This window comes from Brevibacillus borstelensis (genome assembly GCF_036700025.1).
Lineage (GTDB): Bacteria > Bacillota > Bacilli > Brevibacillales > Brevibacillaceae > Brevibacillus > Brevibacillus borstelensis.
This window is the reverse complement of record NZ_CP144922.1, coordinates 3,876,697-3,889,216: the sequence shown is the minus strand read 5'-3', so window position 1 is coordinate 3,889,216 and position 12,520 is coordinate 3,876,697. Positions and strand designations below refer to the sequence as shown.

General features: G+C 51.7%; 13 protein-coding genes. 5 read left to right on the top strand and 8 right to left on the bottom strand.

The window, feature by feature from the left end:
* Positions 1–28 precede the first annotated feature (28 nt).
* From V5G20_RS18765 to V5G20_RS18755, 3 genes are all read right to left on the bottom strand, one after another.
* Complete coding sequence (locus V5G20_RS18765; protein WP_003390835.1) at positions 29–730, bottom strand: DUF2306 domain-containing protein; 702 nt, start codon at positions 728–730, stop codon at positions 29–31.
* Positions 731–743: 13 nt separating this feature from the next.
* Entirely contained in the window at positions 744–1,340 is a 597-nt protein-coding gene (locus tag V5G20_RS18760; RefSeq protein WP_024985455.1) for a TetR/AcrR family transcriptional regulator, read from the bottom strand.
* A 190-nt stretch (positions 1,341–1,530) separates the two neighbouring features.
* Complete coding sequence (locus V5G20_RS18755; protein WP_003390831.1) at positions 1,531–2,997, bottom strand: potassium/proton antiporter; 1,467 nt, start codon at positions 2,995–2,997, stop codon at positions 1,531–1,533.
* A gap of 387 nt (positions 2,998–3,384) precedes the next feature.
* Here V5G20_RS18755 and V5G20_RS18750 point away from each other — a divergent pair, with 387 nt between their 5' ends.
* The 5 genes from V5G20_RS18750 to V5G20_RS18735 all read left to right on the top strand — a co-directional run bounded on the left by V5G20_RS18750 (position 3,385) and on the right by V5G20_RS18735 (position 8,057).
* Positions 3,385–4,995 (top strand): alkaline phosphatase family protein, encoded by a 1,611-nt coding sequence (locus V5G20_RS18750; protein WP_051925463.1) that lies wholly within the window; start codon positions 3,385–3,387, stop codon positions 4,993–4,995.
* A 113-nt stretch (positions 4,996–5,108) separates the two neighbouring features.
* Positions 5,109–5,837: a Mur ligase family protein gene (locus tag V5G20_RS18745; protein ID WP_338461762.1), complete on the top strand. Its 729-nt coding sequence runs from the start codon at positions 5,109–5,111 to the stop codon at positions 5,835–5,837.
* A 72-nt stretch (positions 5,838–5,909) separates the two neighbouring features.
* Entirely contained in the window at positions 5,910–6,272 is a 363-nt protein-coding gene (locus V5G20_RS27150; protein ID WP_422387981.1) for a glutamate ligase domain-containing protein, read from the top strand.
* A gap of 219 nt (positions 6,273–6,491) precedes the next feature.
* On the top strand, positions 6,492–7,475 hold the full coding sequence (locus V5G20_RS18740) for a C40 family peptidase (protein ID WP_031932392.1): 984 nt from the start codon (positions 6,492–6,494) through the stop codon (positions 7,473–7,475).
* A gap of 228 nt (positions 7,476–7,703) precedes the next feature.
* Complete coding sequence (locus V5G20_RS18735) at positions 7,704–8,057, top strand: hypothetical protein (RefSeq protein ID WP_003390822.1); 354 nt, start codon at positions 7,704–7,706, stop codon at positions 8,055–8,057.
* A gap of 150 nt (positions 8,058–8,207) precedes the next feature.
* On the opposite strand, the gene V5G20_RS18730 is transcribed toward V5G20_RS18735, so the two are convergent.
* The 5 genes from V5G20_RS18730 to V5G20_RS18710 all read right to left on the bottom strand — a co-directional run bounded on the left by V5G20_RS18730 (position 8,208) and on the right by V5G20_RS18710 (position 12,369).
* Entirely contained in the window at positions 8,208–8,648 is a 441-nt protein-coding gene (locus V5G20_RS18730; RefSeq protein ID WP_003390819.1) for a GreA/GreB family elongation factor, read from the bottom strand.
* Positions 8,649–8,944: 296 nt separating this feature from the next.
* On the bottom strand, positions 8,945–10,207 hold the full coding sequence (locus V5G20_RS18725; RefSeq protein ID WP_338461757.1) for a stalk domain-containing protein: 1,263 nt from the start codon (positions 10,205–10,207) through the stop codon (positions 8,945–8,947).
* 187 nt (positions 10,208–10,394) lie between these two features.
* A complete protein-coding gene (locus V5G20_RS18720; RefSeq protein WP_024985451.1) occupies positions 10,395–11,195 on the bottom strand; it encodes a FixH family protein in 801 nt (266 codons plus the stop codon).
* A 274-nt stretch (positions 11,196–11,469) separates the two neighbouring features.
* Positions 11,470–11,937 (bottom strand): thioredoxin family protein, encoded by a 468-nt coding sequence (locus V5G20_RS18715; RefSeq protein ID WP_003390813.1) that lies wholly within the window; start codon positions 11,935–11,937, stop codon positions 11,470–11,472.
* A gap of 3 nt (positions 11,938–11,940) precedes the next feature.
* The gene (locus tag V5G20_RS18710) at positions 11,941–12,369 is read right to left on the bottom strand and encodes a disulfide oxidoreductase (protein ID WP_024985450.1); all 429 of its coding nucleotides are present in this window, start codon (positions 12,367–12,369) and stop codon (positions 11,941–11,943) included.
* Positions 12,370–12,520 lie beyond the last annotated feature (151 nt).

The following is a 12,520-nucleotide window of genomic DNA, read 5'->3' as shown; positions in this document are numbered from 1 at the left end:
GCATCCCATTCTGCCTTCCTTTGGCTGTTTACTTGCCTGGCGATATCGGTTTTTTCGAGAACTTCTTTTGATAATAGACACTCATGCCGACAATAACCGGGGTTATCACGATTGTAGGGAAAAACCAGATGATCGGATTTACACTCTCCAGATGAAGCAGACGGGGCGCTCCAAACACGGTGAAGGCGGTAATCGTTGCGATACAACAGCCCATCATGCCCGACATGTGCTGAAAAAACCAGTGCATTTTTGTAGCAGGCGGGCGAAGCCAATACTTGAGCTGAGTGCCGCCGAGAAATACGCCGACGAGCGGAAACCAGTTGAGCAGCGGCGAGTCGATCAGATAACCGTAGCCCCCGATAAAAAAGCTGGAGATGAAAAGCAGGCCGGGAAACAGCAAATCCCACGGGTTGCGGTGAGCAGAAACGCGTTTTTTAAATCGCAGCACCCGCATGCCGTACCAGGCCGTCGCCGAGCTGAGCAGGGAGATATAGATCAAAAACCAGGCAAAAGAGACCGAAGCCAAGGTCCGGTCCGGGTCAAAGCCGATGCGCCACACCCCCATATAGAGGGCGGACACAGCGACGGCGGCCATGGAGATGACGTACACCCAGCCGACGCGGTTATGCGCCTTTCCTCCTTTTTTCGTAACGATCGGAATCCAGAAGACAACTAACGCAAGAAAGCCTGCAATGATATGAATAATCCTGAATAATTCAAATCCCGCCATAATGAATCCTCCCTTAGGTGTTGGGCTTCGTCAGTTCGCGCTTCATCAGCTCATAGTAGTCCGCAATCGCTTCTTCCATTTCATCCGGACTGATGACGCTTCTGACGCGAAGTCCATACGAATACGTGATAAACCGCCGGACTGCTTTGCGAGCGTCGATGTGTTCAGGGATGACACCAGCCTCTTTTCCAAGCTCGATCCACTTGATCGAGTTCTCCTCTGAATGACGGTACACGTCCTCCAGGATGCTTCTTACAGATGCTTGGTCCTGTTGACTGAGCAAATACAAGAAAATAGGAGTAGTCACGTCATCCGGATTGGCAAAAGGCCGGACACTGGCAGCGATGACTTCCATCGGATGATGCAAATCTTTTTTCGCGTACGCCGTTTGATAAAAGCTGTCGCTCAATGATTCCAGCTTGTTCTTGAGGATGAGACCGAACAGCTCATCCTTGCTTCGCACATAGTGGTAAATGGCTCCCTTGGAGAGCCCGGACCGGTTCATAATCTCCTGCAGCGTTGTTTTTTTGCAGCCTTTTTCCCGAATGCACGCTGCGGTCGTTTCCAGCAGGAGACGAAAGCTGGGGGAATCGTTGGCTCGCGATATCATCAACAGATCATCCTTTCGAGGGGAAGAAAAAATTCCCTGGAAGTGTTACATGTTAAAGTATACAAACCGACGGTCGGTCTGTAAAGAGGGAAGTAAAAAAGATCTTCGGACAAAAGGCTTTCATACACCGCTTTCCGAAGATCTCGCGATTGAGTGTGGAGATGGAATTTGGACGGTTCCGCTGACCGTGCTACTGCTCACTTTCTTTGCCCGGCATCTGCTCCAGGAAGACCGATTTCACGCTCTCGCGCATTTTCTTTTCGCAGAGCACGTACAAAATGTCTCCTGCTTTAAGTGTAGTCGAGCCTTGCGGAGTGATCAACTTTGTTTGGCGGATGACGGCTGTGATCAAGGTGTTCTCCGGAAGTGTGAGAGACTGCAGGTCCTGTCCTTCGGCACGGGTACCGGCCTTTACCTCGATTTCCATCATTTCCGAGTTTGTCTTGCCGATCGAGACCAGCTCCAGGCTGTGCGGAATCACCGGCTTTTGTGCACTGGTGAGCCCCCATCTCTGAGCGAGCGGGGAGAGCGTCGCACCCTGAATCAGAGCCGATGTCAACACGACGAAGAAGACGACGTTAAAGAAGAGAATCCCATTGTCCAGTCCAGCGAGCAACGGGTACGTGGCCAGAACGATCGGAACGGCTCCACGCAAGCCCGCCCAGGAAATAAACATCTTTTCTTTTAGCGAATAGCGAGTGAGGGCGGTACTGATGAAAACGCCGATCGGTCTGGCAACAAACATGAGCAGTGCAGAGAGAGCAAGCCCCTGCCACGCGATCACCAGCAGATCGTCCGGGAAGCTGAGTAACCCCAGCAGAATAAACATCAGGATTTGCATCATCCAGGCGAAGCCTTCGTTAAAGCGGAAGATCGAATGGCGATAGGTCAAATCGGAATTGCCCACAACCATAGCCATGACGTACACCGCGAGCAGGCCGCTGCCGTGAAGCAGCGCAGTTCCGCTGTAAGTAAGCACGGCGAGGGATAAGGCGAGCACGGGATAAAGCCCTGACGAATCCAGATTGATCCGGTTGATCGCCCAGACCGAGATTTTTCCCAGGAGCAATCCCATCACGAGGCCAAAGCCCATTTGCCAGATCAGGGAAAGGATCATCGTAAAGAAGCTGGCTTCGGGCTCCTGGATCATTTGGATGAACGAGACGGTCAAAAAAACGGCCATCGGATCGTTTGTTCCCGACTCTGCCTCCAAAAGCGAGGTAATCCGCTCTTTGATGTTCTTGTTTCCAAGCACGGCAAATACGGCGGCGGCGTCCGTAGAACCGACGATAGCGCCAAACAGCAGCCCCTCGAGCCAGGAGAGCTGGAGAATGAATACGGCAAATACGCCAATAACCAGCGTGGTCAAGACAACTCCCAGCGTAGCCAGCGATAAAGACGGAGCAATCACGGGGCGCACTTTGCTCCACTTTGTCTGCATGCCGCCCTCAAAAAGAATGACGATCAGCGCCATTATGCCGAAGAGCTGGGTCAGGGCGGCGTTGTCAAAATAAATGATTTGATTGAGGAACATGCCGACGGCGATAAAGAATACGAGAGAGGGCAAGCCGATCCGGGAGGAAAACTTCGTGGTCAGAACACCGACAACCAAAAGGATGGCAAAGAGCAAAATAATGCTGTCTGTCGTAAATTCCAAAGAGCCACCTACTTTCTGAGAATCTGGAAGACTGTCTATGTAAAAGAGCTGGATTCGTCCTGGGAGGGGCTGGCCTGACGCCTGGCTTGGAGAGTTGCTTTTCGGCGGCAAAGTGGAAAAGCCAACCATCTTTTATTGTAACGCAAACAAGTATTGTTTGTAACAGTTTTCTCAAGCAATGAACATTTACACAGATTTTTGCGCCTCCGCGAACCGGACGGCGTGGCTTCCCCGGCACAAGTTGCGGCTCTGCTTAGCAGGGCTGTTTTGATTTAAAGGGACAGGCGTCGTGGGACAGATGGGATAATGTTGTTTCCGGCTGGGGAGTGTAAATGTTAACCATACACAAATACTGCCTGATCGAAACATCGCGGAGGGGAACACAACGTGCCGGTAAAACGAAAGTCTCTATTGCTAGCGCTCAGCTTCGTACTGATGCTCAGCGCGATAGCTGCATGCGCCAAGCCGCACATCCAACAAGAATTGCCTTTGTCTGGAGAAAATCGGTCTGCTGACAGCCGTCCCAAGGTGATCATGCTGCTCGTCGATTCGCTCCAATCGGCTGCGATAGACCGATTGATGCAAGCAAACAAGCTGCCGGCAATCGGCTTTTTGATCAAGAACGGGGTGTACAAGCGAGATGTAATCAGCTCATTCCCGACGATGTCCGTCACCATAGACAGTTCCATGTTGACCGGAACGTATCCGGATGAGCACAATATCCCTGGCCTACTATGGTTTCACCCTTCTGAGAGAAGGATCGTCAACTACGGTGACGGGCAAAGAGCGGTATGGCAGCAGGGGCCAGTTAATTTGCTGACAGACACCTTGATGAACTTAAACCAGGTTCATCTCTCAAAGCGGGTTCGCACTCTCCACGAGGAGCTGCACCAGGCCGGATTTACTTCCGCTTCCATTAACGGCTTGATTTATCGGGGGAATGTTCCCCATCAGCTTGTCTTCCCGAACGAATTGCTTCGCTTGGTGATGGGCAGCAGCCGGGTGAATGTGATGGGACCGAATCTGCTTGGATTTGGCGCCTTGTCAAAGGTGAGTCCGGCACCGTTGCCGACGGGGCCCGCCCATGCTTATGGATTTCATGACGAATACACGCTTCAAAGCCTTCTTCAGCTCATAAAAGAAGGAACACTTCCTGATGTGACTTTTGCCTACTTTCCGGATTTGGACGGAAAACTGCATAAAAAAGGCCCTGCGGATGTATCAGGGGTGCTGGAGGTGGACGAACGGCTGCAGCGGCTGCTGAACGCATTCGGCGATTGGGAACGTGCGCTCCGTGATCACGTATTTATTTTGCTGGGGGACAGCGGCGTTACCGCGACAGTGGCGGAGAAAAAAACGGCAGTTATCGATCTGGACGAGCTGATGCAGGCCCGAGGTTACCGCAACACACCGCTGGGGAGGACAGCCGCTCCTGACGATGATGTGGCAATTGCGGTGAACGGGCGGATGTGCTACGTCTACTCCTTGTCCCAGCGTGCCCCGCTCGCAGCGCTGGTGTCTCTGTTTGCAAGCGATCCGCGGATTGATTTGGTCGCGTGGAAGGAGCAAGGGTGGATTTATGTGAGGCGGGGAGGTTCGGAGCGGTGGCTTCGCTACAGGGAGGGGCAGGCGTACCGGGACGAATTCGGGAAGTTGTGGGATGTGGAGGGCGATTGGTCCGTGCTCGGTCTTGCGGTCCACGGAAAAGAGCGGAGAATCGGGTCGCCAGAATACCCGGATGCGTTTTCCAGACTGAAGGGTTCGCTCGATTCTCACCAGGGAGAATTTCTCGTAGCTACTGCAATGCCGGGAACGGAGCTTCATGTGAACCGGTCCCCGAATCATCCGGGCGGAGGCAATCACGGTTCTTTGCACCGCGAAGACTCTCTGGCCCCGATGATCGTGACGGGGAAGGGCAGGCTTCCCTCGTTGCCGGAGCGCCAAGTAGAAATAAAGTCATTTGTTCTCTCCTTGATCCAGATCCAGAGGAAATGGTAGAGAATAGCCGACTGCGGAACTGCTTGGCTGGTTAGAGGTCTATACGGGCTGTCCCGAACGCTCATAGGATAGTTACGCGGAAGTGGACCTGGAAACCAAAGGAGAGATGCCCATTGAGGCGTTTGGGTGGAAAAAGGGCAAAAGCCAAACAGCCTGTGCAGCTTCATCTGCCAGTCGTCGCGGTTACAGGGAGTGCTGGCAAAACCACGACCAAAGAGATGATCGCATCCATCCTGAGTACGCAATTTACGATCTACAAGTCTAGAGGGAACCGAAATTATTTGGGGAACTTGAAGGCTCATGCCCAGCAGATTGGACCCGAGCATCAGGTCGCAGTTCTCGAATACGGGTTGCTGTACAAAGGCGATCTCACCCGCCATTGCCGAATCATTCAGCCTGGGTACGCTGTGATTACGAACATCGGTTCTGCGCATGTCGGCAATGTCGGGAGCGATATACGCGCGCTGGCGATGGCAAAGTCCGAATTGATACGTGCGATGGATCCAAAGGGAAAAGTGTTTCTCAATGTGGACTGCTCGTATTCTCGCGAATTCACACAGCAGCCTTTTCGTGGAAGGTTCCAGGGGGAATTTTTCACCATCGGTATCAAGCACCAAGCGGATTATCAGGCGAGCGGCCTCAAGCGGGAGGGGGACGGCATCCGCTTTCATTGTTCGATCGATGGAGAGCGATTTCCGTTTTTTGTCCCGGTCAGAGGTGAGCATAATGTCTCCAATGCGCTGCTTGCCATCGCAGTCAGTCATCAACTGGGAGTTCCCGTCTCAGGGATCGAAAAAGGGTTGCGGCAATTCCAGCCGCAGAACCGAAGATTGACACCATGAATGTCGGACCCAATGTCAATGTGATCGACGACACATACAGTTCCAATCCACAGGCGGTAAAAGCGGCATTGGATGTTTTGGAGGAGCTTGAAACCGGGCACCAGGATCGCGATCCTTGGCAGTATGCTGGAAATGGGCAGGTACACAGTTCCAGGACATTCTTTTGTCGGGAAGTATGCTTGCAGAAAACAAGTAGATTATTTGTATGCTTTAGGCAAGCATGCCCGTTATATCGCTGCAGGTGCGATTCGGGCAGGTTTTCCGCCCGAGAGGGTAATCCTTTGCAGAAGCAAAAAACAGCTGCATCGAATGCTGCATGAGCACATTCGTCCGGATACTTCTTTTTTGGTGAAAGGCTCTCACCGCCTGCGAATGAACCGGACGGTCGATTTTTTGTGCAGAAAAGCCTCCGCGATTTCCGAGCAAAACGGATAAGAATAGCTGCGCGAACCACTCCCCCTCGAATGTTGCTCGAGGCTGGTTCGCTTTGTTTTGTGTTGCTATATATACAGGAAAAATAGGGCTATTGTCCTCGGACTATGTAATCAAATCCACTGTTGGAAAGATTTACAGCCTTATCGGCTGCGCCCTTTTTGCTTTAAACTGGTTGCGTACCCAATCTGTTGGGAAAACACAGCTAGGAGGAGAATGCGAGTGACGAAACGAGATTGGATACAGAAGTCTACGGTTGCCGTCATGCTTGGTACATCCCTGCTGATGTTCGCAGAAAATGGACAAGCAGCCGCAGCGTCTGATGATTCGCAACTTTCCGGCAAAGCGGAGCAGGTAGCGGCCTTGGCCCAATCGCTTTTGGGAAAGGATTACAAATATGGAGCGGAAGGCCCGACTCAGTTCGGTTCTGCAGGTTTGGCCACGTACATATTTGGAAAAGTAGGCGTAACCATTGAGGACACCATCGCTGAATTGTATCGTTCCGGAAAAACAGTGAGCAAGGATCAGGTAAAAGCGGGCGACCTGCTGTTTTTCTCCAGCAAGGGGACCGGCAATCCCAATTTTATGGGGATCTATGTCGGGAATGACCGGTTCATCTATTCCTCGCAAGGCGAAGACGAGGTCGTGGAAAAACGTCTGTCCGCCTATACAGGCAAACTGGTTGGGGTGCGTTCCTTTTTGACGGATGGGACAGGCACAAGTAATCCAGCCCCTGTGAAACCACCAGTGAACAATGATGCCGAGTCCAAAGGAGACAAGGTGATCGAGGCTGGAAAAAAATATTTGGGGACACCGTATCAATACGGCTCTACCCGCTCCAATAAAGATACGATGGACTGCTCAGAATTTACGATGTGGGCGTACCGGGATGGTCTGGGAATCGACATGGGACGAGGCGGTGCCCGTTCGCAAGCGAATTATGTGAAGCAGCACGGTCACTATACCTATGACATGAAACAGTTGAAGAAAGGGGATCTCGTCTTTTTCATGAGCTATCGCGGCTGGAAAGAGTCGGATTACAAAGGAGTCGATCCCCTCAAGCAAAGCATTACCCACGTAGGCATCTACATGGGAGATGACAAGCTGTTGCAAACGTTTTCCAAAGAATCGGGCGGTGTGAAAATAACCAACTTTTCTGATACCCACTGGGAATACCGCTTTATCATGGGCGGGCGTCCGTATTAATCGCACGTCGAGTAAGTCAGAGCAAGCATCAAATGAACATCCGAAATAGCCATCACCAGGGCGGTTGCAGTGCAACCGCTCTTTTTATTTCCCCTTAAAACAGAAAGCAAGGACATGAGCCAGACGGCAGTCGCGGAAAAATGGATGATTGACCAGCGGCATTCGCGCATGCCTTTCTGCCTTTTTCTGCATTTCTATATAGGGAAACTTGTAGGAGGTGTAACGATCATGAGTTTTCCGTTTCCCCCTGGCAGTGGTGGTTTTCCCCCCGGCAGCAGCAGTCAGCCGCCTGGAAGCAGCGCATTCCCTCCCGGAGGCTTCCCGCCCCCGCCATCTGTACCGCCGCCTAGCAGGATACCGAGCGCTCCTCGTTCCTTCGGGCAGCAGTTCCGCGTAGACCGCGGATCGTTCCGAGGATGCTTGTTCCGCTTTACGTTCGTCTGGCTGCGCAACGGCCGGTCGTTCTGGTTTTATCCCGTTTTCGTCAGCCGCACCACAGTTGCAGGCTATCGATGGAACGGCTTCACATGGCAATACTTCGGCTTAGCTTTAAATCGGATTGTATCCTTTACTTGCTTTTAAAATGAGAACATGAGAGCCGCTGCGAAAGCGGCTCTTTTTTTAGGGGAAAACCATAAACCGCGGTCCTTCCCTGTCGGGTGGCCGCGGTTCTGTCGTGTATTGTGAAGGCAATCGCACAGTACGGAAAAGGGATTGCTGTTATTTTCAACGTTACCAGTCGACAAAACGAATCGAGCGGACAATGACCTCCTGCGTCCCCATGGGCATTTCCAGACGGACCGGCTCATTGACAGGATTCATCAGCAGTTGTCGACCTATAGGCGATAGGAACGAGATTCGTCCCAGATCGGGGTCAGTATGTTCCGGAAAGCAGATCGTCAGGGACTCTTCCAACCCGTCATCCACGTATTGCAAAGCAACTTGCGATCCGATCACCACTTTGGGCAATAGGGAAGTCTCTTGATCTTTCGTTTCCTTCAGCAGTGTTTCCACAGTAGAAACATATTGGTCCAGCCACTGATTGGCTTTTTGGCGTTCGTTGTGTTTACCGGCAAAATGAAGATCTAAAAAAGGAATGCGTTGTTCGTCAAAGAAAACCAACTGCTCCACCAAACGGCGGTGCATGGAATTAGGCAGGGTACTACGGTTCATCGTATTCATCTCCTGTTCGTATTGGAATGAACCAACGGTCAGCAAAGTCTGCGAGTCGCCACGGTGTTCGCCTCATTTTCATGCATAATCCCCCCATATAATAAAAGGTGGCCCCTTGCTCCATATGCAGGGGACCATACTTTCATTTTACCTAAATCCTAGAAAAAAACAACATCGTTTCCAGTTGGCACAGGCGCCTTGAAAAAGCAGACACAACAAAATATCCCCCGGTGTCCTTGGCGGATACGGGGGATTCCAATGAGTCTATGGAGATCGCGTTGCTATCGTCATGAGGATTATTGAAGAAAGGCTGGAGCAGCTTCTTTCATTTCGATGGATTGGGCCAAGCGAGCCTTTTCGGCCTCGGTGATGAGTCCGAGGCGCCATAGAGCGATGCCCTTCAATCCATGGCGTTTGGCCAGACCGACCTTGCTGTCAATTGACTGCTCGTCTTCGCTGGCTGCTGAAATTCCGAGCAGCAGCTTTTCCTTTGGCACGTGTGCCAGTGCCATCGTGATTGCTTCATTTACTTTACCCATCGGCTCGGGACGCTTTTCGTCCTCGTACGCGTAGGCCATCAATACGAGCTCATCGGCCACCTTGCCAAGAGAGGCGTAGTCATACCCCTGATAGGAGCTGTTGAGGGGATGAAGTACGAGCGAAAGCAAAATGCCTGACTCATGCAAAGGTTTCGCCAACAACTGAACGAACTCGGTAAATTGCTGGCGGGCCAATGCGATATCGCCGCTCAGTCCAAGACCTTCGAAGTCTAGTGACACACCGGCAAACCCTTTTTCCTTGGCAAGCGAGACAATTTCAGCTATCGCACGCTCACGCAGACCGGGTTCAGACAGCAGGCGCGTCAGCTCTCCGGTGCCGTCTGTGGCAAACACCATGAGAGAGGGAGCCGTCCCTTGTTCTTTGGTGGCTTCGATGATCTTCTCGGGAGTGATGTCATTTGCCGGCTTCGGCCAATAAAAATCCTTCCCCTCAAGGGTAAGCTGAGCATTGCCGTCGATCCGGGCCCAACCAAACGCGACTGCATCAAACGCCGGGATATACTGCCGCTGCGAATAAGATGAAATCGCGTAAAACGCCGTGGTATGCAGCTTCTGGCGCGGTGAAGCAATCGAAACGGTCCGTGTGGCAGGCTCCCAGTTTACTTGCGCACCGAATTGCGTGCTGAAAAACTGCAGGGGGATCAAGGTGTGCCCGTTTTGCTCAAAGGGGGCGACGGGGAGCTGCGTGGCCACGCCGTTCACCATAACCTGCGGATTATCCAGCTGCATTTGTATGTGCTTCCCGTCCTTGTCCGCCGTAATCGTTCGCGTTTTGCCGTCCCACTGTACGTCAATTCCCAACGCTTGCGCGATTACACGGAAGGGAACCATGGTTCTGCCCTCAACAAGTCTGGGTTCAGCGGCAAAGGTCAGCGGATACCCATCCAGCAATATCGTGGGGGCGGACGGAACTGTCGCGGCTTCGGCAGAAGGTACCAGTCCGTTCAACATGCCAAAACAGGCGAGTGCAAGCAAAAATGATCGTTTGTTCTTTTTCATCGTATCCTCTCCCAACTTCTCTCTACTCGATTCTTATATCAGTCCATGGACATTTCTGCAAGATGAAAGTTTCTGTGGATATGTAAAAATATTGAGAAAACGGAAAAGCGGCCGGGCTGCCCAAGCCGTAAAAAACCCCGCTCATACTAGTGGGCGGGGCTTGTCGCAAACATTCGAATGGCAAGGCTTATTGTACGGTTACCGAGAATTCCTTATGGTCATGGATCTCTCCCTTTTCCACATGCACCTTGACGGTGTACGTACCCGAAGCAGGGAAAGCGGCGTTTGCCGTCGTGTATTCGCCAGGCTGTTTTTCGCTGGCATCCACATACTGGTGCTTCTCTTCGCCTTCGCGCCAGATTTCAAATTTGACCGCAGCTTCCGTCAAAGCCTGGTTGTCCTTTTGCACATGAACCGTCAAGGAAGCAGCTTCATTTGCTTTGATTGACTCAGCCGGCTGAAAGTGCATATTGACAACGGCACCGTGATGGTGTTCCTCTGACCCGTGAGAGCTGCCGTGTTCATGCGCAGCCGAATGTTCCGGCTGGGAAGCCTGATCGTGCTCGTGCGCTGCATGAGAGCCGTCAGCTTGATCAGCGGCGCCTTTTACCGTAAAGGTCTGTGTTTGCATATTGTGAAAATCGCGGGCTGTCACGTGGTACATCACGTTGTATGCTCCTGGCTCGGCAAACGTTTTTTGGGCGGTGTAGACTCCTTCTTTTTGGAGTGTCGCCGGGATGGTTTCGTGCTGTTCCTGTCCATCCTTCCAGATTTCGAATTCCGTTTCCCTGGCATCGTCGACAGGAGCACCGTCTTGGGTCACTTTTATCGAGAAGGTTACCGCTTCATTGGCTACGACCTCCTGCGGCTCAATCGTCAAGGCTACCTCAATAGGAGACCCAGAGGGGAGGGCATTCTCTTCTTTGCTGCAGCCCGCGCCCACGATCAGGGCGAGCGAGGCAATCACTGTCCATATATGTCGTTTCACTTGTACATCCTCACTTTCTGTCATCACAATTACGAGAAACCCCTGCTTTTGTCAAATTGCATCAAAAAGCGGACGGTTTCTTTTCGCTGGGGCAAGTATCCTGCCCGGCGGTGTGAAAAGTCTTTTCCTGCTCCCACAACATTATAGGCAAAAAGGGGGAGAAAAAGATGACTCAAACGGGCTATTTCCCTGTTGATTTACAAGAGTGTTCACATAAACGCCACCTTTTTTATGCGAGAACAGGAAAGCCTCCCGTAAATTGGGAGGCTGCAAGTCATTTTTTCTGTTCCTGAAACCATTGTTTCAATTCATCGGCTGTCTGTTCGCCGACCAGACGAGATACTTCTTTTCCATCTTTGTAGTGGACGAGAGTAGGGGTGTACTCAATGGCAAACGCATCCCAGCTGGATGCAAATTCGAGCAGGTTGTGCTTCTTGACATCCACTTTCAGCTCATCGGCAACCGGAACCAGGACGGGTGTCGTTCGCTGGCAGTGTTCGCAAGTCGGACTGTAGTAGTAAATGAACAGCTCTTCTTTCCCTTCCAGCTTTGCTTTCAATTCGTCAGGGAGAATTTGATTTCCGTAATTGGGGTCATCCAATTGAGCGATCGTAGCCGGATTCAGATTTGTTTTGCCGAAAGGATTTCCTTCTGCAGCTTGCTTGTTGGCCATATCCGAATACACGACGGCTCCGATCAGAAATACAGCAGCGATGACGGATAGGATAATGATCTTTTTCATGCTTTACTTCTCCTTCCCATTGGTACGAATGAAAATAAGCAGTACGGTAATCAAAAGAAAAGCGATGAGCGCCAGGAACGGAATGGTGATAAAGCCTAGCCAGTTGATGTAGTCCGTGTTGCACGGGATGATTCCGCACGCGTTGCCGAGCTCATGCAGAGCGGGGACCTTCTGTACCAGATAGTGATAGAGTGAAATGGCTCCCCCGATAATAGACAGAGGCAGGGCATATCGCGCAATTCCGTAATCTTTTTTTGCGGAAGCGATCCCGAGCAAAAGGACCAGCGGATACATAAAAATTCGTTGGTACCAGCACAGTTCGCACGGAATGTACTTCAGCACTTCCGAGAAGAACAAGCTGCCCCCGGTTGCGACCAGGGAAACCACCCAGGCTGCAAAGAGCGCTTGCTCCACTATACTCTCTCGTCTCATATCAACACCTCGCCCATTATCTTACCATAATTACATAAAGGAAGTGACTTATGTTAAGTAACAACTTGTGAACGCTGTTTGAACTTGCCTGTTTTCACCCACGTTCACATATCGTTCAACCCTGGCCCCTCAAAGATAGCCCTGTTGAGTC